The following is a 22,760-nucleotide window of genomic DNA, read 5'->3' as shown; positions in this document are numbered from 1 at the left end:
AGATTCTTACCGGAAATATTTCTTATAATGCAGCAAATCATTCAAAACGTATAATTAATTACACAAAATATTTTATGGCTACGCTTCAATGAAACGTACAAACTTTTCTAACGGTTCTCGTTCTGTCTCAAAATTATTTTCGGGAGCATTCATATCACGATAACCAAGTGCCATACCACAGATAATATGACGATCAGAAGGGATCGATAAAAGTGTACGAATCTGTTTATGATAATCAGCAAAAGCTGCTTGAGGGCAAGTGTCTAATCCAAACCCACGTGCTGCTAGCATAATAGTCTGCATAAACATACCCAAGTCAAGCCAACTCCCTATTTCCATGTCGTGATCCATTGTAAACAAAATCCCTACAGGCGCATCGAAAAATAAATAATTCCGCGCCTTTTGATGAAGCATTTTTTCTTCATCGCCTTTTTGAATTCCAAGACTCTGATAAAGATCCAAACCAACTTTTCGACGCCTTGAAAGATAAGGTTCACGCCATTGACGTGGATAATAATGATATTCACGCTCTCCTTTTACACCTGAAAGCACAAGCTGTGAAAGCTCTTTCCCTACTTTCTGTAATATACTTCCCGTAAGCACAATCACTTGCCATGGCTGAATATTTGTTCCAGATGGTGCACGTGCTGCAAGTTTTAAGATTTCCTTGATTGTTTCCAAACTAACAGGCTGGTCAGTAAAAGCGCGAATTGACTTTCGCGATAAAATAGATTGAAAAATACTCATGGGAGAAATTGCCATTATCTTTACTTTCTTTAATAAAAAATATCTTTTGCTTATCAAGGACAGTATACTACAAAAACATATTTTCTGCTGTATGCGCACGCTCTATTTCTTCAAATGACTTACACATTTCACGCAATGTTAAAGACCATCCACCTATTAGGGTAGCACAACTTATCTCTTTTAATAGAAAGAAAATTGTCTAAAAATAGATGAAATAAATTTCATAATCAACGATTAATCCCAACTCTGTTAAGCCTCTCAAAAGAGATCTCCTCAATTCGTTCTAAACCTTATAGAAGATCATCAATATCATGCAACGTCTTTTAAATCCGCTCGCCCTTTTTATGAATTTCTGCAATTAACTTCTTAAGCTTTTTCTCATCATCAGAGGGATTTCTCCAACCATAGCCAACATCTCAGATATTTCAAACAATGAAAATTTAACTCTTTTACGTAGTATTTGTTTTAATTTATACGGTCCGTTTGTATATAAAGCCGCATATTTTCACGCCGAAAAGGAATAAGAAGCCCTTCTTCTTTATAATAAAGAAAAATATGATCTGTTATTGAAAACCCACGCGTCAATTCCCTAATTGAATAATATTCGTACATTTTATCATTCTATCTTCATAGACGACATTGTTATAAGAAATACGCTTGTTTTTTTATAAAACTTTAGTAAGTATCCTATCCTCCACTTTCCCACTCCCTAAAATATAAAGACATGAATTCTCATCATAAGATCTTTTAAATCCTTGCAGAAAATATCAATTAAAAAAATTTTTAAAATTCGAAGTCAGTCGTGATTTTACTTGTAGACAATTCTCTCTTTTTTTGAAATATGCCTTTTAGGTTTCATATGTCTTAAAAAGAATTTTCTATACTGCCTTCAAAAATAAGAAAACTTTAAAATGAAGCAATAAAAAAAGATAAGCATCATTTAATTTTCTATGATTATATTTTCAGGAGAATATATAGCTTCTACATTTCGAGATAAAAAAACGTCTGAACTTCCTATTCAGACGTTTTTATATTATGTGACTTTTCTTTAAATTATTCAGCAACAGTTTCGGCTGTCATGTTTGTCAACATAGCCTTGGCCACTTCGTTATTACTAGACTTACGCTGCTCATCTACAATCAAATCATCACGAACTGCAGCAATACGACGGATTTGAGAAATCGTGCCACCTGTACCAGCAGGAATAAGACGACCGACAATAACGTTCTCTTTAAGCCCTTGCAAAGTATCAATTTTGCCAGAAACCGCCGCTTCAGTAAGAACGCGCGTTGTTTCCTGAAATGATGCCGCCGAAATGAAAGAAGGCGTTTGAAGAGAAGCTTTTGTAATTCCAAGAAGAATGGGATTACCAGATGCAGGCTTCTTTCCTTCTGCAATCAAATTATCATTGATTTCATCAAGTTCAATACGATCAACATTATCGCCTGGAATATAACCAGAATCTCCAGATTCAGTAATTTCAACCTTTTGCAACATTTGACGAACAATCACTTCAATATGCTTGTCATTGATAAGAACCCCCTGCAAACGATAAACCTCCTGAATCTCATTAACAAGGTAAGATGCCAAAGCTTCAACACCCTTAATCGCTAAAATATCATGAGGGGCTGGATTACCATCAAGGATATAATCACCCTTCTCAATTTGATCACCTTCTTGGAAGTGAAATAACTTACCTTTTGGGATCAAATATTCTACTGGCTCAAGAGTTTCATCATTGGGTTCAATGATAATACGACGTTTATTCTTATAACCACGACCAAAACGAATTGTACCACTGACTTCAGCAATAATCGCATGATCCTTTGGACGACGCGCTTCAAAAAGCTCTGCCACCCGTGGTAGCCCCCCTGTAATATCTTTCGTCTTGGCACTTTCCATTGGCAAACGAGCAATAACATCACCAGCTTTAACATGAGCACCAAGCTCAACAGAAAGAATAGTTTCTACTGACATCATATAACGGGCTTCACCTCCCTTATATAATTTAGCAATGGACTTACCTTCTTTATCGGCGTGAATAATAATGGCTGGCTTGAGCTCCGCACCACGTGGATTAGCACGCCAATCAATCACCAAACGTTTCGTAATTCCTGTAGATTCATCAGCTGTTTCAGTGACTGATAAACCATCAACCATATCTTCAAAACCTACATAACCTTCAACTTCCGTTAAAACTGGACGTGTATAAGGATCCCATTCTGCTATACGCTGTCCACGTTTAACCATATCACCATCATCAACAAAAATATGCGCACCATAGCTAACACGATGCACAACACGTTCTTTTCCTAACTCATCCTTGATAAGGATAGCCATATTACGCCCCATAACAACCAAATGACCTTCAGAGTTACGAACCACATTGCGATTACGAATCTCCACCGTACCTTCATAAGATGCCTCTAAATACGATGAATCAACAACCTGTGCAGTTCCTCCTAAGTGGAAAGTACGCATCGTAAGCTGCGTTCCCGGCTCACCAATTGACTGAGCAGCAATAACACCAACGGCTTCTCCCTGATTAACCGGTGTTCCACGCGCCAAATCACGACCATAGCATTTTGCACAAACACCAAGACGTGTTTCACATGTTAAAGCAGAACGAATTTGAACAGATTGAATTCCAGCTTCTTCAATCTTAGCAACGTCAGCCTCCTCAATCATCGCTCCACCTTCAAGAATAACCTCCCCAGAGACAGGATGTAAAATATCAACAAGGGCTGTACGACCAAGAATTCTTTGCCCAAGAGAGGCAACAATTTGTCCTGCATCAACAATTGGCTGCATCGTAAGCCCTTTTGCTGTACCACAATCAACGGCTGAAATAATAGCATCCTGTGCAACATCAACAAGACGCCGTGTGAGATAACCAGAGTTTGCCGTTTTTAACGCAGTATCAGCGAGGCCTTTACGCGCACCATGTGTAGAGTTAAAGTATTCGTTAACAGTTAGACCTTCCTTAAAATTTGAAATAATAGGTGTTTCAATAATTTCACCCGATGGTTTTGCCATTAATCCACGCATACCAGCCAATTGTCTCATCTGGTTAGCTGAACCACGAGCCCCAGAATGCGACATCATATAGATTGAATTCATGGGCCGTTGACGACCGGTTTTAGGATCAAAATCAACGGCTTGAATTCGTTTCATCATTTCATCCGCAACACGGTCTGTACATTTACCCCAAGCATCTACAACCTTATTGTATTTTTCACCTTGTGTAATCAAACCATCATTATATTGCTGTTCGTATTCCTTCGCCAAAGCTTCTGTTTCCGCAACCAAACGTGACTTGCTATCAGGAATGACCATATCATCCTTCCCGAATGAAATTCCTGCACGACAAGCATAAGAAAAACCAAGCTGCATAATACGGTCACAAAAAATAACCGTCTCTTTTTGTCCACAGTGGCGATAAACATGATCAATCATTTTAGAAATATTCTTTTTTGTCATTTCTTGATTGACAATATCAAATGAGATATTAGGATTTTTGGGCAAAAGCTCACCGATAATTAAACGACCAGGTGTCGTATCATAAAGTTTAGCAACTTCTTTTCCATCCTTGCCAATATTTTTAACACGGCCTTTAATCTTCGTATGAAGCGTTACAACCTTATTTTCCAGGGCATAATGAAGCTCACCTATATCAGAAAAAGCCATTCCCTCACCGGGTTCTTTTTCAGAAACAATCGAAAGATAGTAAAGACCAAGAACCATATCCTGTGAGGGAACAATAATCGGGGCACCATTAGCTGGATGAAGAATGTTATTGGTTGACATCATCAAAACACGAGCTTCAAGCTGTGCTTCAAGAGAAAGAGGAACGTGAACCGCCATTTGATCACCATCAAAATCGGCATTAAAAGCAGTACATACCAATGGATGAAGCTGGATAGCTTTTCCTTCAATCAAGACAGGTTCAAAAGCCTGAATTCCTAAACGGTGCAATGTTGGCGCACGATTGAGTAAAACAGGATGTTCACGAATAACCTCATCTAAGATATCCCAAACTTCTGGATGCTCTTTTTCAACAAGCTTTTTTGCTTGTTTTACAGTCGAAGAATATCCTTTTGCATCAAGCCGCGCATAAATAAAGGGCTTAAATAATTCAAGGGCCATTTTTTTAGGCAAACCGCATTGATGTAATTTTAATTCAGGACCTGTCACAATAACAGAACGGCCCGAGTAATCAACACGCTTTCCAAGCAGGTTTTGACGGAAACGGCCTTGCTTACCCTTTAACATATCTGAAAGAGATTTTAATGGACGTTTATTGGCCCCCGTAATCACACGCCCACGTCGTCCATTATCAAACAATGCATCAACAGCTTCTTGCACCATACGTTTTTCATTACGTACAATAATCCCAGGAGCACGCAATTCAATCAGCCGTTTCAAACGGTTATTACGATTGATAACGCGCCGATAAAGATCATTGAGATCTGACGTCGCAAAACGTCCACCATCAAGTGGAACCAATGGACGTAAATCCGGTGGAATGACTGGAATTGTTTTCATAATCATCCACTCTGGTTTATTCCCAGATTCAAGAAAATTTTCAACGATCTTAAGCCGCTTAATCAACTTTTTTTGCTTTAATTCCGAAGTTGTCTCAGACAACTCAAGGCGCAAATCATTAGCGATCTTATCGAGTTCCATACTCGCTAAAAGCTCGTAAATAGCTTCAGCGCCAATCATCGCTGTAAACTGATCTTCTCCAAACTCATCAATCGCAAGCATATATTCTTCTTCAGAAAGCAGCTGATGGAGTTTAAGAGAGGTCAACCCTGGTTCGGTTACAATATAATTTTCAAAATAAAGAACACGCTCAATATCTTTTAAAGTCAAATCTAAAAGTGTAGAAATACGGCCTGGTAACGATTTAAGAAACCATATATGCGCAACAGGTGCTGCAAGCTCAATGTGCCCCATACGTTCACGACGTACACGCGAAAGAGTAACTTCCACACCACATTTTTCACAAATAATCCCCTTATATTTCATGCGTTTGTATTTACCGCATAAACATTCATAATCTTTAATCGGGCCAAATATACGTGCACAAAAAAGACCATCACGCTCTGGTTTAAAAGTCCGATAATTAATAGTCTCAGGCTTCTTAATCTCACCATACGACCAAGACAAAATTTTCTCAGGACTCGCAATCGAAATACGAATAGAGTCAAATGTTTGCGCTGGCGCTTGAGGATTGAAAAGATTCATGACCTCGTGGTTCATGCCGTTCTCCTTCAAAGATTCTTAGAACCTGTTTTAATATCTCATTCATTTTATAACAGATCCTCTTAAAAATACATTTACTTTTAAAAATGATCTGTATGACTCTAAATAAGCTTATTGAGCCTTCTTAAAGTAATCAGAGCGCAACCTTTTTCTCGTGCGCTTCTTGGATTATTGTTCTGGCGTATCAGATAAAACACGCTGTGCAATAAGTTCACGCGCATCATCAAGCTCTACATTAAGAGCGAGTGAACGCATTTCTTTAACCAACACATTAAAGCTCTCAGGTATCCCAGCTTCAAATGTATCATCACCACGTACAATCGCTTCATAGACTTTCGTCCGACCAGCGACATCATCCGATTTTACTGTCAACATCTCCTGCAAAGTATATGCTGCACCATAAGCTTCAAGAGCCCAAACCTCCATTTCACCAAAACGTTGACCACCAAACTGTGCCTTACCTCCCAATGGCTGCTGCGTAACAAGTGAGTAGGGACCAATAGAACGTGCATGAATCTTATCATCAACAAGATGGTGCAATTTCAACATGTAAATATACCCTACCGTTACTGGCCGATCAAAGGGCTCTCCCGTACGACCATCATAAAGCGTAACCTGCCCTGAACTATCTAGACCAGCATCTTCCAGCATCATATTGATATCAGACTCATGGGCTCCATCAAAAACAGGCGTTGCAATTGAAACCCCTTTCTTCATCTGAAGTGCCAACTTGTAAAGACTTTCGTTATCATACTGACGCACAGGTTCGTTATGATTATCATCAGGCATAAGACTTTCAATACGTTGACGTAAAGGAAGTATATCACCAGTCTCTTGATATAATTCTAACAAATCACCAATCTTTTTACCCATCCCGGCACATGCCCAACCAAGGTGCGTCTCAAGAATTTGACCAACATTCATACGACTCGGCACACCAAGTGGATTTAAAACAATATCTGCATGCGTCCCATCTTCAAGAAATGGCATATCTTCTACGGGCAGAATACGTGAGACAACCCCCTTATTTCCGTGACGTCCCGCCATCTTATCACCCGGTTGGATTTTGCGCTTCACAGCCACAAAAACCTTTACCATTTTCATGACACCAGGAGGCATTTCATCACCTCTTTGGACCTTTTCAACTTTATCCATAAAGCGACGTTGTAATGCTTCTTTTGATTCATCATATTGCTTGCGCAAAGCTTCAATTTCATTTTGAAGCTTTTCATCCTCAACAGCAAATTGCCACCACTGCGAACGTGGATAATGCCCCATTACCGTACTATCAAGCTTTTTGCTCTCCGAAAAGCCTTTCGGACCTTCTACAGCGACTTTACCTGTTAACATATCAGTAAGACGCGCATAAACATTGCGATCAAGAATCGACTGTTCATCATCACGATCTTTTGCTAAACGCTCAATTTCTTCACGTTCAATTGCCATAGCACGCTCATCTTTTTCCACTCCATGGCGATTAAAAACGCGAACCTCAACAACAGTACCAAACGTTCCAGGAGGCATACGCATAGAAGTGTCGCGAACATCTGATGCCTTTTCACCAAAAATTGCACGCAGAAGCTTTTCTTCCGGCGTCATGGGACTTTCACCCTTTGGTGTAATCTTGCCAACCAAAATATCACCTGGTTGAACTTCAGCACCAATATAAATAATGCCAGCTTCGTCAAGATTCCTTAATGCTTCTTCTGCAACATTTGGAATATCGCGGGTAATTTCCTCTGGACCAAGTTTTGTATCACGTGCAGCAACTTCAAACTCCTCAATATGAATTGAAGTAAACACATCATCTGCAACAATGCGCTCAGACAACAAAATGGAATCTTCGTAGTTATATCCATTCCAAGGCATAAAGGCGACAAGAACATTCCGACCAAGAGCTAAATCACCAAGATCTGTAGATGGCCCATCTGCAATGATATCACCCTTTTCTACCCGATCACCAACATGTACAAGAGGCCGCTGATTAATACAAGTGGACTGATTAGAACGCTGAAATTTTTGTAAACGATAAATATCAACGCCTGATTTTGAAGGATCTAAATCTTCTGTTGCACGAATAACAATACGGGTCGCATCGACTTGATCAACAATACCACTCCGTTTTGCGCTCACCGCAGCTCCTGAATCGCGGGCAACAACGGACTCCATCCCCGTCCCAACAAATGGCGCTTCAGCGCGCACAAGAGGAACTGCCTGACGTTGCATGTTCGATCCCATAAGCGCACGATTCGCATCATCATTTTCCAAAAACGGAATTAGTGCGGCTGCCACAGAAACCAACTGTTTTGGTGAAACATCCATTAAATCAACATGATCGCGCGGCGCCATTAAAACTTCACCAGCATGACGGCAAACAACAAACTCTTCTATAAAACGGCCTTCACTATCTAATGAAGAGTTCGCTTGAGCAACATAATGCTTTGCTTCTTCCATCGCTGAAAGATAAATAACTTCTTTGGTGACTTTACCATCAATAATTTTACGATATGGGCTTTCAATAAAGCCATACTTGTTAACCCGTGCAAATGTTGCTAAGGAGTTAATAAGACCGATATTAGGGCCTTCTGGTGTTTCAATCGGACAAATACGACCATAATGCGTAGGATGGACGTCACGAACTTCAAACCCCGCACGCTCACGAGTCAATCCCCCTGGACCAAGAGCAGAAAGGCGACGCTTATGGGTGATTTCTGACAAAGGATTGGTTTGATCCATAAATTGCGACAACTGTGAAGACCCAAAAAACTCGCGAACAGCTGCAGCAGCAGGTTTTGCATTGATTAAATCCTGCGGCATAACTGTATCAATTTCAACTGATGACATACGTTCTTTTATCGCACGCTCCATGCGCAGCAAACCAATGCGATATTGATTCTCCATCAACTCCCCAACGGAACGAACACGACGATTACCGAGATTATCAATATCATCAATTTCACCACGACCATCACGCAATTCAACCAACATCTTAACAACAGCAAGAATATCCTCTTGACGTAAAACGCGAACGGTATCTGGACAATCAAGATCCATACGCAAATTCATCTTAACACGTCCAACAGCTGAAAGATCATAACGCTCTGGATCAAAAAACAATGAATGAAACATTGCTTCCGCTGTATCAATTGTTGGGGGCTCACCTGGACGCATCACTCGGTAAATATCAAATAATGCATCCTGTCGACTTTCATTTTTATCCACTTTTAAAGTATTGCGGATATAGGCGCCAATATTCATATGATCAATATCAAGAATATTGATTTGATCAGCACTAACATCAAGCAAAATCTTTAATACTTTTTCGTCAATTTCATCACCAGCTTCAAGGTAAATCTCACCTGTCTCGTAATTGACGATATCTTCAGCGAGATAACACCCTAATAAATCATCTTCACTAACTTTAACCGACTTGAGGCCTTTTTCTGCTAAAGACTTCGCAGTACGAACTGTTAGTTTTTTCCCAGCTTCCGCAACAACTTCACCACTATCTGCATCTATAAGGTCAGAAATGAGCTTCATTCCTTTAAAGCGATCAACAGAATAAGGAACACGCCACCCTTCTCCATCACGCTCATAAGTCACTTTATCATAAAATGTCGATAAAATGTCTGAGGCATCCATACCTAATGCCATTAACAGACTGGTAACAGGTATTTTGCGCCGCCGATCAATACGCGCATAGATGATGTCCTTAGCATCAAATTCAATATCCAGCCAAGAACCACGATATGGAATAACACGAGCAGCAAAAAGAAGTTTTCCCGATGAATGGGACTTGCCCTTATCATGATCAAAAAAGACACCAGGAGAACGGTGCATCTGAGAAACAATAACACGCTCCGTACCATTAACAATAAAGGTACCATTGGCGGTCATTAAAGGCATATCGCCCATATAAACGCCCTGCTCTTTAATGTCTTTGATATCTTTGGAGCCAGTATCCTCATCAACATCAAAAACAATCAAACGCAATATCACCTTTAATGGAGCTGCATAAGTTAAATCACGTTGACGACATTCTTCCACATCAAATTTTGGTAAATCAAATTCATAACCAACAAACTCAAGCATAGCTGTACCGGAAAAATCGGAAATAGGAAATACCGATTTAAAAACAGCTTGCAAACCTTCATCTGGTCGTCCACCTTTCGGTTCCTCAATCATGAGAAACTGATCATATGACGCTTTTTGAACCTCAATAAGATTCGGCATCTCTGCCACTTCAGGAATCTTACCGAAAAATTTGCGTACCCGCTTACGACCATTGAATTGAGACATCATTGCGTGAGTCTGAGCCATCGTCGCTCCTTGATTCTTACTCTTCAAGGTAGACCAACCTTGAAAGCCTTATATCATTAACCTGCATATGCAGACCAGTTCACTTGATACCCAATAATGAGCATCATTAACTTCCCCTACCAAAACAAGCCTTCCATTGACTTGACTCTATGATAAGGGATGAGTAGCCAAACCCTATACCCACTATTGCGATTAAACCTTTGGCAAAAGGTTTTTTTACTCATTACTTTTCCTCTTTTTAGAGAAAGAAAATCGGCGAACATTTATGTTCGCCGATAAAATTAATTTTATTTAAGTTCAACTTTAGCACCAGCAGCTTCAAGTTGAGATTTAATTTTCTCTGCTTCTTCTTTAGAAGCACCTTCTTTAATAGGCTTAGGAGCTCCTTCAACCAGATCTTTCGCTTCTTTAAGACCAAGTCCAGTAAGAGCACGAACTTCCTTAATAACATTAATTTTTTGCGCGCCACCTTCAACAAGAATAACATCAAATTCTGTTTTTTCTTCAGCAGCTGGAGCAGCAGCACCAGCAACAGCTGCGACAGCTACAGGAGCAGCAGCCGAAACGCCCCACTTTTCTTCAAGTAACTTAGAAAGCTCAGCAGCTTCTAAAAGAGTTAGATTAGAAAGGTCTTCTACGATCTTCGCTAGATCAGCCATTTTTAAATTCCTTTAATTAAAAGATTTGAACCATTATTAAAACTTATTCAAAAAAACAGAAAAGCATTAAAGCTCTTCCATCAACGTGAATAAACAGCCTTAAGCCGCCTTATCCTCCTGAGCATATGCGCTAATGACACGTGCAACCTGTCCACCAGGTGCATTAACAACCTGTGCAATACGGGTTGCAGGAGTAGAAATCATACCTACAAGTTTTGCCCGCAATTCGTTTAATGAAGGCAATGAAGCCAATGACTTCACAGCATCTACAGTTAAACTTGTTGCCCCCATTGAACCGCCAAGGATGACAAATTTGTCATTGCTTTTTGCAAAATCAACAGCAACCTTCGGTGCTGTGATCGGATCTTCTGAATAAGCAATAAGTGTTTGTCCTGAAAACAAACCCATTATCGATTCAGATTCCGTGCCCTGAAGAGCGATTTTAGCAAGACGGTTTTTGGCGACTTTAACGGCACCTCCAGCTTCACCCATTTTCGAACGTAAATCGTTCATCTGTGAAACTGTCAGACCGGAATAATGTGCAACAACAACAGAACCAGACTTTTGAAAAGCCTCGTTAAGCCATGTAACAAATTCGCGTTTTTCCGCTCTATTCACTGTCTCTCTCCATTTAACAGATTTATTTTTAAATAAATCTGTTGGTTACCTTTGATAACATAAAATACTTCATGTTACCGATGAGGATCCTGTCCCCTTTTTCACGCACAGCGTTCAAAGGCAACCTTGGCTCAAACCCTTTAAGTCTTTTAACTCTCAGTTTTTTACCCCAGTCTCATACAGGCTTTTTTTTCGATTAAGATGCTTAAAACATCACCTACAATCTCGGACAGGATATTCCGGAATTTCTTCCGGTATAACCTAAGCTCTATAAAGCTTAGATGGCTAAATGCCGGACAAAACCGACATTTAAAATATAATTTTGATCGTCACTTACCTCAAAAAAATTATCAATAAGCTATACTGACTCTGAACGAACCGTTGCTGGATCAACTTTAACACCAACCCCCATTGTTGAAGAAACAGCAACGCGCTTAATATACTCACCTTTTGCACCTTGCGGTTTGGCTTTAATAACTGCATTTGCAAAGGCTTTAATATTTTCTACAATTTTTTCAACGTCAAAAGAAGCTTTTCCAATACCAGCATGCACAATACCAGCTTTTTCAACGCGAAACTCGACAGCACCACCTTTAGAAGCTTTGACAGCACCGGCAACATCAAGTGTTACAGTCCCAACTTTTGGATTTGGCATCAAACTCCGCGGACCAAGAATCTTACCAAGACGACCAACGAGAGGCATCATATCTGGTGTTGCAATACAACGATCAAAGTTAATCACCCCCCCATTAATGTTTTCAAACAAATCCTCTGAACCCACAATATCAGCTCCAGCTGCCTTAGCCTCCTCGGCCTTATCTCCACGAGCAAAAACGGCAACACGAATATTTCGTCCCGTGCCATTCGGCAAATGAGCAACACCTCGAACCATCTGATCAGCATGACGGGGATCAACACCCAAATTCATTGAAATTTCAATTGTTTCATCAAACTTAGCTACGGCACGCTCCTTAACCATTGAAACAGCATCTTTTAAAGCGTAAAGTTCATTAAAATCAATATCTTTTCGGATATTTTTTATTCTCTTTGCTACTTTTGCCATAATATTAGCCCACCACTTCTAAGCCCATTGAGCGTGCAGAACCTTCAACCATACGCATTGCTGCCTCAATGTCATTCGCATTAAGATCTTTCATCTTTGATTCCGCAATCAAACGAATTTTATCGCGAGAGATGCTCCCTACAGACACTTTACCAGGCTCTTTTGAACCAGATTTTAGTTGTGCTTCCTTCTTTAAAAAGAACGACACAGGAGGTGTCTTGAGAGAAAACGTGAAAGACTTATCTTGGTAATACGTAATAACAACTGGAATTGGTGCGCCCTTTTCCATTTCTTGCGTCGCCGCATTAAACGCCTTACAAAATTCCATGATATTAATACCACGTTGCCCAAGAGCTGGACCAATCGGTGGAGATGGAGTAGCAGCCCCTGCAGGAACCTGCAACTTGAGTTGACCTATACTTTTTTTTGCCATAATAATCTGCCTTTAATTTCACCGGGATACTAACAATTTATCTTGCTTGCTACCCGCTGCAGTCATGTGGTTCGGATCATTAAGCCGACAAAAGCCATAAATCACCTCCCACTCCTTCCTTAAAGTAATCAAAACTACTCTAAGTTTAATCAGAGTTTTTCAACCTGACCAAATTCCAAATCAACAGGCGTAGGACGCCCAAAAATGAGCACCTCAACCTTAAGACGAGAGCGCTCTTCTTCAACCTCTTGAACAATTCCATTAAACGAAACAAAAGGACCATCAGCAACGCGAACTTGCTCTCCAACCTCAAACAACACAGAAGACTTTGGAGATTCAACCCCTTCCTGAACTTGCTTAAGAATTTGCTCAACCTCTCGATCAGAAATGGGAACAGGACGTGCATCTGATCCTAAAAAACCTGTCACTTTAGGCGTATTCTTAATAAGATGATAAACCTCATCTGTTAATTCAGCACGAACAAGAACATAACCAGGAAAAAATTTCCGTTCAGTATCAACTTTGCGTCCACGACGAACTTCTACAACACGCTCCGTTGGAACAAAAATCTTCTCAAATAGATGGTCGAGTCCTTTTTGCTTTGCCTCCTTATCAATAGCTTCCGCTACTTTCTTTTCAAAATTTGAATATGCCTGAACAATATACCAACGAGCAGCCACAGTCACACTTCCTCACATTCTCAACTAAAAAGATATTTCAGAAGATCAATAACCCGCCAAACACCAAAATGCATAATCTGATCCACAATAAAAAAGAAAGCTGAAGCTAATGCCGTTACCAACAAAACCATAACAGTAGAGATAACTGTCTCACGACGCGTAGGCCACTTTACTTTGACTGTTTCTGCATAAACCTGCTTCAAAAAGGTAATTGGATTTGTTTTAGATACCTTCGTCACACTATACTCTCTCTAGCCCTATTATACTCACTTTTAGTTCTATTATGTTTTATTTAGTTCTATTGTGTTTTATGCAACAAAATAAATATAAAGAAACGCAAAAGCCAACTTCCAGACTGATGCAATTTTTCTACTTCTTATTCAATAGCGTTTCACTCACAAAAAAACAAGCCCCAGATAAAAAAAAGCGAAAAAGACAGTAAGATTCGCTCCCCTAACATCTAAAATTCTATTCCCCTTTGGCAGGGGCAGCAGGACTTGAACCCGCGACCTGCGGTTTTGGAGACCGCCGCTCTACCAACTGAGCTATACCCCTAACTCTCAAAACTAAAACACCTTTAGTAACCTTTCAATAACCATTATTTACTCAATGATTTTAGAAACGATACCGGCACCAACAGTACGACCACCTTCACGAATAGCAAAACGAAGCTTCTCTTCCATTGCTATCGGGACAATCAGCGACACATCCATCGCAACATTATCCCCTGGCATAACCATTTCCGTTCCTTCTGGAAGCGTCACAATACCCGTAACATCTGTGGTACGAAAATAAAACTGAGGACGATAATTCGTGAAAAAAGGCGTATGACGACCTCCTTCATCTTTCGTTAAAATGTAAGCCTCTGCTTTAAATCTCGTATGGGGAGTAACAGAACCAGGCTTCGCCAAAACCTGTCCACGCTCAATTCCTTCACGATCAACACCACGAAGCAATGCACCAATATTATCACCCGCTTGTCCTTGATCTAAAAGCTTGCGGAACATTTCAACACCCGTGACCGTCGTCTTAGATGTTGGACGAATACCAATAATCTCAATTTCCTCGCCAACTTTAATAATACCACGCTCAACACGACCCGTAACAACCGTTCCACGTCCCGAAATCGAAAATACATCTTCTATCGGCATCAAAAATGGCTGATCAACAGGACGCTCAGGGGTTGGAATATAATTATCAACCTCACTCATTAAAAGACGAACAGCATCTTCACCTATGCTTTTATCCTTATCCTCAAGGGCTGCTAACGCAGAACCTTTTACAATCGGGATTTCATCTCCTGGAAAATCATATTTCGATAAAAGCTCGCGAACCTCAAGCTCTACAAGCTCCAAAAGCTCTGCATCATCAACCTGATCAACTTTATTAAGAAAAACAACAATTGCTGGAACACCAACCTGACGAGCAAGCAAAATGTGCTCACGGGTCTGAGGCATGGGACCATCAGCCGCAGAAACAACCAGAATAGCACCATCCATCTGCGCTGCCCCTGTGATCATATTTTTCACGTAATCTGCGTGTCCAGGACAATCAACGTGGGCATAGTGACGATTCTCCGTTTCATACTCAACGTGTGCCGTAGAAATGGTAATACCACGGGCACGCTCTTCTGGTGCTGCATCAATTTGATCATATGCTTTAAACTCACCAAAAAATTTCGTAATCGCTGCTGTCAACGAAGTCTTCCCATGATCAACGTGACCAATCGTACCAATATTAACATGCGGTTTTGTACGTTCAAATTTGCTCTTCGCCATCGCTATTAATCTCTTTTTATTCTCTGTCTTTGTTAGCACCTAGAAACAGGCCTGCAGAACTGAATTCAACTGGACCATATACCAGCCCAATCACCACAACTCTTAGGCGGAAAACCCCGCCCACTTTAATAATGGAATATCCTCCATTACACCTACTTGCCTAATCATCAACAACCATCTGGAGCGGGTAGCGGGAATCGAACCCGCGTATTCAGCTTGGAAGGCTGCTGCTCTACCATTGAGCTATACCCGCTTGACCCACGTACTAACTCTCCTTCGATGAATGGTGGAGGGGGTTGGATTCGAACCAACGTAGCATACGCAACGGATTTACAGTCCGCCCCCTTTAACCACTCGGGCACCCCTCCATTACACCGGCAAAGTCGCGCGATGAGGCATCACGACAATCATCTTGAACACCCATTCAATTCAATCTGATTGCGAAGTGGTTATGACGATTACGATTGTATCTGTCAACAGAATAAATACAATTCTGTACAAATTTCCTGCTCATAACCTTAAATCATAGATTTTTTCTAGCTATTTTTCTTATTAAAACGCTATAAAGAAGTTATGAAAGAAAAAACATCACAAAATTCTCATTATGCTCGTTTACGTCGTCGATATCGCGATACACAAGGCTTTCCTTCTCGACCTTCCACTCATATGAAGAAGGAAACCGCTTCTTTACAGCAAGGAATAATCTATCTTTATGGCATTCATTCAGTTCAGGCTGCTTTAAAAAACCCAAAAAGAATTTTTAAATATCTTTACGTTACACAAAATGCCTTAAAGCGATTAAATATATCCGAATCAGATTATCCTTGTCCTGTTACATTATGTACCCCCAAATATCTTGATTCGCTCGTTGGAAGTGAGGCTGTTCATCAGGGGATTGTTTTAGAAACTTCTCCTCTCAAACCATGCCAACTATCGGAACTAACCAATACTGATCTGGTCATTGTCATGGATCAAATTACTGATCCACATAATGTTGGCGCTATTATGCGCTCTGCCGTTGCATTTAAAGCTAAAGCACTTATTACCACTTGCCGTCATTCTCCCCAAGAAAGCGGTGTTCTTGCGAAAGCAGCATCAGGGGCTTTGGAAATGATTCATTATATCACCGTAAGAAACCTCGCAGAGGCTCTTCAAGAACTTCATCAAACAGGATTTACAAGCTTTGGCCTCGATTCAGAAGGGAATCAACCTCTAGAAACAACATTAACAGGGAATAAAATTGCTCTTGTTTTAGGTGCAGAAGGGAAAGGCTTACGAAAAAAAACGCGTGAAACAGTTTGCGCTTTAGCTCGCCTTGATATGCCTGGAAATATTAAATCATTAAATGTTTCAAATGCAGCAACAATAGCACTTTATATAACACATAAATATCTTAGATTTTAGCTTTTAATTTTTTTTGAAATATCAAAAAAGCCAACCAATAAAAAACCCGTAAGAAACCCGCCAATATGGGCTTCCCATGCTATTGAGATACCATTTTCTTCAAACAAAACGGAAGAAATACCTATGATAAAATCAGCCGCCAACCACACACTTATATAAATAAGTACGCTCTTGGAACAAAGGGCTTTTTTGATGGACAATAAACTCCCCAAAGGTTTTTCGTTTTGCACATTAATACCTAAATAACCGTTGGGAAAACCATAACGTGCAATAGCCCCCATCATTCCAGATACAGCACCTGATGCTCCAACAAGTGATATGATACTTTCTTGATGAAATATAAAATACGTCAAAACGGATATAACTGCCATTAGTACCCAAAAAATCAAAAAACGAAAAACACCAAAATGCCTTACTAAAGGAGAACCAAAAACCAAAAGCCAAATCATATTAAGAGCAACATGTTTAAAACTACCATGCATAAATGAATAACTCACCACAGTATAAAAAAATGCGATAGGATCCGTCTTAAACAATGCTGGTGTAAATGAAAAAAATTCAAGACTTTCAATATAAAGCTGATGGGAAAAAAAATACTGAGGGATGCAATAAAGACACAAACAAAATACGATCAAGACAACAATAATAAAGGGAACATTCAATAAAGGTTCTTTAGGTTGTCTCGGCAATCGGGAAACATTCTTATATGGATGATAAGAAACTTTCATCGGATAAAATCTCTTCTTTTTCAGAAAAACTGGTTATTCTTTATAAAAAATAAAGATACCATTCCCAATGATACGGAATTTTTTAACACTTCTTCAAGCTTCCTTTTTAAATTTTCAACAGCTCACCATAAAAACCACCCGTCTTTTATACAAAAGATTTTGAAAAGCATGGATATTTTAAAAAATATAATTTATAAAATGAGTGATATCCTGCTTATTGCAAATGTGTAGTTTATCATGCTATATGTAAGGGCTTATGAATAAACAAGCTCTCTTATGAGGCACTTTATCGTAAAAATATTAAATACATATATTGCTTTTGTCAGAGATATATCAATTTTTGCATTTTTTTAATCACACTATACTTCAATTAAAACTTTATTCCTTTTTAAATAGTCTTATCCACACGCCCGCCACTTATAACGAATAAGGCAATCGTTTTAATCGCTTCAATATAAGAAAGCTTGCAATGAGAAAATCATAAAAATTTGAACCTCTCATTCAAATTTTAAAATGATAAATAGTTCTTATAGGTCAATTTACTACAAATAGATAACACATTATTACTGAGGAGGCAGATTTTGAGAACTCTGCTTACAATCTTTTAACCACACATCATAAATAGGATGCTCAACAGCGTTCAAACCAGGACTATCTGCAAACATCCAGCCTGTGAAAATACGCCGTATTTTTTTATCCAATGTTATTTCATTGACTTCAACAAAACCTGTTGTACGCGTTGGTTCATCTTTAGAGCTCGTATAACAAGCACGAGGTATTACCTGTAATGCACCATACAGATAAACTTCACCAAGAGAAACTTCAAAACGCGTCGTCCGACCTGTGATTTTATCAAGACCTGCAAATACAGCAATTCCATTGCTAATACGCTCAGCCCGCCCCCCACTATTTAAGGATAAAAGCACTAAAATTCCCATTAAAAAAATATATATAAAATGCCTCAACCCTAACAATAAAGAAAACCTCATCATATCAAAACCAACCGCACCCTAAAAACAACTCTTGTTATAACGTAGAGCCAAAAAGATAAAAATACACGCGCTCACTAAAACATTTTATTTTTTAGGTGACCACGCATCATAATCTTCACATACACAAGGACTCTCATCATTGTAAGGAATAGCTCCCTTTGGTCGATAGGCCTCACTTGTTCCTGTCATATTTGCAACGTGCGGCTTTTCCCATTCATAGGGATGATAATCCTCCTGTGTCGGAGGACACTCACAGCGATGATGAATCCAACCATGCCAACCTGGTGGAATAGTAGAAGGTTCAGAATAGTCTTTATAAATAACCCAACGGTGTGGGTAACCATCCTTATGAAGTCCTCCTTCATAATATATATTGCCAAATTGGTCTTTCCCTATCTGCTTACCTTTACGCCATGTGAAAAAATGCGTACCCACGGTATTACCATTCCACCAGGTAAAGATTTGCTTAAAAAAACGAGCCATTTTCTATTCCATTTCTTCAGTATTCTCATGAAATCAATCGCTGGAATAAACTTGTTAATGCTTTAAATTACCGAAAAATTTTCTGGTAAATTCAGACATAACTCCAATTGATAGGATAATTTTTCATCCCTTAATTTCGAGAAGATATCATATTTATAAATTCTTCTCTACCCCATAAAATTTAATCTATGCCAAGTTTCATCTTAACTAATTCATTAACAGTTTGAGGATTTGCCTTACCACCTGTTACTTTCATTACCTGTCCAACAAACCAACCTGCTAAAGCAGGTTTTTGTTTTGCTTGCGCAACTTTATCAGAATTATTAGCAACGATCTCATCAACAGCTCTTTCAATAGCCTTTGTATCTGTTACTTGCTTCATATTGCGCTCTTCTACAATTTGGCGTGGATCTCCCCCCTCATTCCAAACAATCTCAAAAAGATCTTTGGCAATTTTTCCAGAAATAACACCTTCTTTTATAAGATCAATAATGCTTCCCAATTGATTTGGCGATACTGGAGACTCCTCAATTTCACGATTATTTTTATTTAAAGCCCCTAAAAGATCATTAATTACCCAATTGGCAACTATTTTTCCATCACGCCCACGAGCGACTTCTTCAAAATAATCAGCAATAGCTTTTTCTGTCACAAGAATGGAAGCATCATACACTGTCAGTCCCATTTCTTTAATAAAACGCGCTTTTATAGCGTCAGGCAATTCTGGTAAATCCGCAGCCAAAGCATCCACAAATGCTTGATCAAATTCTAATGGTAAAAGATCAGGATCAGGAAAATAACGATAGTCATGCGCTTCTTCCTTTGAGCGCATAGAACGAGTTTCTCCTTTAGTGGCATCAAAAAGCCGAGTTTCTTGCTCTATGATGCCTCCATCTTCTAAAATTGCAATCTGACGACGCGCTTCATACTCAATTGCTTGACCAATAAAACGTATAGAGTTAACATTTTTGATTTCACAACGCGTTCCAAAAGCTTCACCAGGACGACGAACGGATACATTAACATCTGCACGCATAGAACCTTCATCCATATTGCCATCGCAGGTTCCTAAATAACGAACAATCGTACGCAATTTTGTCATATAAGCTTTGGCTTCATCTGATGAGCGCATATCAGGTTTGGAAACTATCTCCATAAGCGCAACACCAGAGCGATTAAGATCTACAAAAGACATCGTTGGATGTTGATCATGCATTGATTTTCCAGCATCCTGTTCAAGATGTAATCTTTCAATTCCTATTTCAATATCCTCAAATTGACCATTTGAATCTGGACCAACAGATATAATAATCTTCCCCTCTCCTACAATGGGATAGCGAAACTGAGAAATCTGATATCCTTGCGGTAAATCTGGATAAAAATAATTCTTACGATCAAAAACAGATTTTAAATTAATACGCGCTTTTAATCCCAAACCTGTTCGAACTGCTTGACGAACACATTCTTGATTAAGAACAGGCAACATCCCTGGCATAGCCGCATCAATAAGTGACACATGGTTGTTTGGCTCTGCACCAAATTTGGTTGATGCACCTGAAAAAAGTTTTGAATTTGATATGATTTGCGCATGAACCTCCATGCCAATGACGACTTCCCAATCACCTGTAACGCCAGAAATAAAACGTTTAGAATTAGGTGCACGCGTATCAATGATGCTCATTGCCAATCCACTACCAATATTTTAAAATATATCTCATAGTTTATTTTAAACCATTTACAGTACAAGCTTAAAATATAATATCACAACAACCAGATCCCATCGGGCTTGTTTTGTTTGCGGAAATATTAAGCTTTTTTAGAAGCCCTTTTCTTAGCTGACGTTTTCTCTGTAGACTTCTCTTTCGCAGCAGATTTTTCTTTCGCAGCAGATTTTTTCTTTGCCGGCTTTTCTTCAGGAAGATCCAATTCGTCATATTCTTTCATTAATTCTTCGATCGTCACTTCTTTATCTGTAACTTTTATCTGTGCTAACAAATGATCAATAACTTTTTCTTCAAAAATCGGAGCACGCAGATTTTCAACAGCTTCTGGTGTCTTACGGAAAAAGTCCATAATCTCTTTTTCTTGACCAGGATATTGACGAACTTGCTCAAAAACAGCTGCTTTTAGCTCATCTTCACTAACTTTAACACCGACCTTCATTCCAATTTCAGAAAGTACTAAACCAAGACGAACGCGACGTTGTGCAAGGACACGATATTCCTCCCGTGCCTTTTCTTCTGTAATACCTTCGTCCTCAAAAGTACGCCCAGCCTTTTTCAAATCATCATTAACCTGAGCCCATATATTATTGAATTCAATTTCTAAAAGTCCTTCAGGAATCTCAAAATTATAATCAGCATCTAAAGCATCAAGAATTTGACGCTTAATTTTTTGACGTGTCATTGAACCATATTGACTTTCAATCTGTCCACGAACAACCTCACGCAAGCGATTTAGAGATTCTAAGCCGACTTTTTTCGCCGCCTCATCATCAATTTTTAATTCATCTGGTCTAAAGACAGCTTTGATAGTGATGTCAAACTCTGCTTCTCGTCCTGCTAAATGCGCTGCACTGTAATTCTCTGGGAATTTTACAGAAATTGTTTTTGAATCCCCAGCTTTTACACCAACCAATTGCTCTTCAAAACCAGGAATAAATTGTTTTGATCCAAGAATCAGTTGTGCATCATTATCTGCCCCACCTTCAAATGGAACCCCCTCAAGCTTACCTAGATAATCTATGGTAATACGATCACCTTCTTCGGAAGATCCCTCTTTTAGGGAATAATTCCGTGTAGAAGAAAGGACGCGATTGACTTGCTCATCAATATCCTTTTCAGGAATAGCTGCAATTTCACGAATAACTTCAATATGTTCAAAGGGTTTAATTTCAATTTTTGGTAAAACTTCATACTTTAAACTAAAAGTAAAATCGGCTTTCCCGTCTAGAGTTTTTTCATCTTCATCTATATCAATTTTTGGCTGCATCGCTGGACGTTCATTGCGGTCTTCTAAAACAGAACGTGGTGCATCAGCGAGTATCTCATTGAGAATCTCTGCCATAAAAGATTTACCATACATTTTTCGCAAATGCCCACCTGGCACTTTACCGGGACGAAAACCATTAAGCTTGATCTTACCCTTGGTATCATCCAATCGTTCATTCAACTTTTTTTCTAAATCTTTCGCTGGAACCACGATCTTAATTTCGCGCTTCAGTCCTTCATTAAGCGTCTCGGTAACCTGCATTAAACACCTTCATTTTTCTAAGGAAAGGGATAACCCCTCTCTAATCATCATTACATTCTAACACTTCAAGAGTTACATTACCATGAAGCGGAATCCCAGACACGTAAAAACCCGTAGCACTTAGGGGATTGCTTTGGTGCGGATGGAGGGACTCGAACCCCCACGGTCTCCCGCCAGAACCTAAATCTGGTGCGTCTACCAATTTCGCCACATCCGCTTAAACTTAGCAAGCTAATAACCTTATACAAGCGGCGTTTCTATACCATTAATTATAGAAAAAAAGCAAATAAATATATTAAAAAAAACTCAATACACGTCTTTCTTACAAAGAACAA

The 22,760-nt window shown here is 39.3% G+C and carries 16 protein-coding genes and 4 tRNA genes; 1 reads left to right on the top strand and 19 read right to left on the bottom strand.

The window, feature by feature from the left end:
* Positions 1-78: 78 nt before the first annotated feature.
* The 13 genes from D1092_RS02515 to D1092_RS02450 form a co-directional block, all read right to left on the bottom strand.
* Positions 79-762, bottom strand: a complete 684-nt coding sequence (locus D1092_RS02515; RefSeq protein ID WP_120122046.1) for a nitroreductase — start codon at positions 760-762, stop codon at positions 79-81.
* Positions 763-1,800: 1,038 nt separating this feature from the next.
* Positions 1,801-6,012, bottom strand: coding sequence for a DNA-directed RNA polymerase subunit beta' (rpoC, locus tag D1092_RS02505; RefSeq protein WP_120122045.1), 4,212 nt, complete (start codon positions 6,010-6,012; stop codon positions 1,801-1,803).
* A gap of 171 nt (positions 6,013-6,183) precedes the next feature.
* Positions 6,184-10,335 (bottom strand): DNA-directed RNA polymerase subunit beta, encoded by a 4,152-nt coding sequence (gene rpoB / locus D1092_RS02500; protein ID WP_120122044.1) that lies wholly within the window; start codon positions 10,333-10,335, stop codon positions 6,184-6,186.
* Between the two features lie 287 nt (positions 10,336-10,622).
* Positions 10,623-10,994: a 50S ribosomal protein L7/L12 gene (gene rplL / locus D1092_RS02495; protein WP_012231477.1), complete on the bottom strand. Its 372-nt coding sequence runs from the start codon at positions 10,992-10,994 to the stop codon at positions 10,623-10,625.
* Positions 10,995-11,093: 99 nt separating this feature from the next.
* Positions 11,094-11,612: a 50S ribosomal protein L10 gene (gene rplJ, locus D1092_RS02490; RefSeq protein WP_120122043.1), complete on the bottom strand. Its 519-nt coding sequence runs from the start codon at positions 11,610-11,612 to the stop codon at positions 11,094-11,096.
* A 358-nt stretch (positions 11,613-11,970) separates the two neighbouring features.
* Entirely contained in the window at positions 11,971-12,675 is a 705-nt protein-coding gene (gene rplA / locus D1092_RS02485) for a 50S ribosomal protein L1 (protein ID WP_120122042.1), read from the bottom strand.
* Between the two features lie 4 nt (positions 12,676-12,679).
* Complete coding sequence (gene rplK / locus D1092_RS02480) at positions 12,680-13,108, bottom strand: 50S ribosomal protein L11 (protein WP_120122041.1); 429 nt, start codon at positions 13,106-13,108, stop codon at positions 12,680-12,682.
* A 149-nt stretch (positions 13,109-13,257) separates the two neighbouring features.
* A complete protein-coding gene (gene nusG / locus D1092_RS02475; RefSeq protein WP_005773664.1) occupies positions 13,258-13,788 on the bottom strand; it encodes a transcription termination/antitermination protein NusG in 531 nt (176 codons plus the stop codon).
* Positions 13,789-13,808: 20 nt separating this feature from the next.
* Positions 13,809-14,027 carry a preprotein translocase subunit SecE gene (gene secE, locus D1092_RS02470; RefSeq protein WP_120122040.1) on the bottom strand — a complete coding sequence of 73 codons (219 nt, stop codon included), beginning with the start codon at positions 14,025-14,027 and terminating at the stop codon, positions 13,809-13,811.
* 240 nt (positions 14,028-14,267) lie between these two features.
* Positions 14,268-14,343 (bottom strand) — tRNA-Trp (locus tag D1092_RS02465).
* Positions 14,344-14,390: 47 nt separating this feature from the next.
* Complete coding sequence (gene tuf, locus D1092_RS02460) at positions 14,391-15,566, bottom strand: elongation factor Tu (protein WP_120122039.1); 1,176 nt, start codon at positions 15,564-15,566, stop codon at positions 14,391-14,393.
* Between the two features lie 179 nt (positions 15,567-15,745).
* Positions 15,746-15,819, bottom strand: a tRNA-Gly gene (locus D1092_RS02455).
* Between the two features lie 31 nt (positions 15,820-15,850).
* Positions 15,851-15,934: transfer RNA gene (locus D1092_RS02450), tRNA-Tyr, on the bottom strand.
* 205 nt (positions 15,935-16,139) lie between these two features.
* On the opposite strand from D1092_RS02450, the gene D1092_RS02445 reads away from it, so the two are divergent.
* Positions 16,140-16,970 carry a TrmH family RNA methyltransferase gene (locus D1092_RS02445; protein WP_120122038.1) on the top strand — a complete coding sequence of 277 codons (831 nt, stop codon included), beginning with the start codon at positions 16,140-16,142 and terminating at the stop codon, positions 16,968-16,970.
* Here D1092_RS02445 and D1092_RS02440 read toward each other — a convergent pair.
* From D1092_RS02440 to D1092_RS02415, 6 genes are all read right to left on the bottom strand, one after another.
* The gene (locus D1092_RS02440; RefSeq protein ID WP_120122037.1) at positions 16,967-17,698 is read right to left on the bottom strand and encodes a rhomboid family intramembrane serine protease; all 732 of its coding nucleotides are present in this window, start codon (positions 17,696-17,698) and stop codon (positions 16,967-16,969) included. The two genes, D1092_RS02445 and D1092_RS02440, sit on opposite strands and share 4 nt — an antisense overlap.
* Positions 17,699-18,261: 563 nt before the next feature.
* The gene (locus tag D1092_RS02435; RefSeq protein WP_174767380.1) at positions 18,262-18,687 is read right to left on the bottom strand and encodes a DUF2155 domain-containing protein; all 426 of its coding nucleotides are present in this window, start codon (positions 18,685-18,687) and stop codon (positions 18,262-18,264) included.
* A gap of 87 nt (positions 18,688-18,774) precedes the next feature.
* Positions 18,775-19,173, bottom strand: a complete 399-nt coding sequence (locus tag D1092_RS02430) for an NADH:ubiquinone oxidoreductase subunit NDUFA12 (RefSeq protein WP_120122034.1) — start codon at positions 19,171-19,173, stop codon at positions 18,775-18,777.
* Positions 19,174-19,354: 181 nt separating this feature from the next.
* A complete protein-coding gene (gatB, locus tag D1092_RS02425) occupies positions 19,355-20,854 on the bottom strand; it encodes an Asp-tRNA(Asn)/Glu-tRNA(Gln) amidotransferase subunit GatB (RefSeq protein WP_120122033.1) in 1,500 nt (499 codons plus the stop codon).
* Positions 20,855-20,979: 125 nt separating this feature from the next.
* Positions 20,980-22,425, bottom strand: coding sequence for a trigger factor (gene tig / locus D1092_RS02420; protein ID WP_120122032.1), 1,446 nt, complete (start codon positions 22,423-22,425; stop codon positions 20,980-20,982).
* A gap of 134 nt (positions 22,426-22,559) precedes the next feature.
* A tRNA-Leu gene (locus D1092_RS02415) sits at positions 22,560-22,642 on the bottom strand.
* Positions 22,643-22,760 lie beyond the last annotated feature (118 nt).

It is taken from the genome of Bartonella krasnovii, from assembly GCF_003606345.3.
Lineage (GTDB): Bacteria > Pseudomonadota > Alphaproteobacteria > Rhizobiales > Rhizobiaceae > Bartonella > Bartonella krasnovii.
Note: the sequence above shows the minus strand (reverse complement) of the source record. Positions and strands in the feature narration are given on the sequence as shown.

Coding starts and splice junctions, on each gene's coding strand:
- rplK (WP_120122041.1), bottom strand. CDS start 13,108: ATGGCAAAAAAAAGTATAGGTCAACTCAAGTTGCAGGTTCCTGCAGGG.
- tuf (WP_120122039.1), bottom strand. CDS start 15,566: ATGGCGAAGAGCAAATTTGAACGTACAAAACCGCATGTTAATATTGGT.
- rpoB (WP_120122044.1), bottom strand. CDS start 10,335: ATGGCTCAGACTCACGCAATGATGTCTCAATTCAATGGTCGTAAGCGG.
- rplA (WP_120122042.1), bottom strand. CDS start 12,675: ATGGCAAAAGTAGCAAAGAGAATAAAAAATATCCGAAAAGATATTGAT.
- rplL (WP_012231477.1), bottom strand. CDS start 10,994: ATGGCTGATCTAGCGAAGATCGTAGAAGACCTTTCTAATCTAACTCTT.
- D1092_RS02435 (WP_174767380.1), bottom strand. CDS start 18,687: ATGAGGTTTTCTTTATTGTTAGGGTTGAGGCATTTTATATATATTTTT.
- D1092_RS02515 (WP_120122046.1), bottom strand. CDS start 762: ATGGCAATTTCTCCCATGAGTATTTTTCAATCTATTTTATCGCGAAAG.
- D1092_RS02445 (WP_120122038.1), top strand. CDS start 16,140: ATGAAAGAAAAAACATCACAAAATTCTCATTATGCTCGTTTACGTCGT.
- D1092_RS02430 (WP_120122034.1), bottom strand. CDS start 19,173: ATGGCTCGTTTTTTTAAGCAAATCTTTACCTGGTGGAATGGTAATACC.
- gatB (WP_120122033.1), bottom strand. CDS start 20,854: ATGAGCATCATTGATACGCGTGCACCTAATTCTAAACGTTTTATTTCT.
- tig (WP_120122032.1), bottom strand. CDS start 22,425: ATGCAGGTTACCGAGACGCTTAATGAAGGACTGAAGCGCGAAATTAAG.
- rpoC (WP_120122045.1), bottom strand. CDS start 6,012: ATGAACCACGAGGTCATGAATCTTTTCAATCCTCAAGCGCCAGCGCAA.
- D1092_RS02440 (WP_120122037.1), bottom strand. CDS start 17,698: ATGAAAGTTTCTTATCATCCATATAAGAATGTTTCCCGATTGCCGAGA.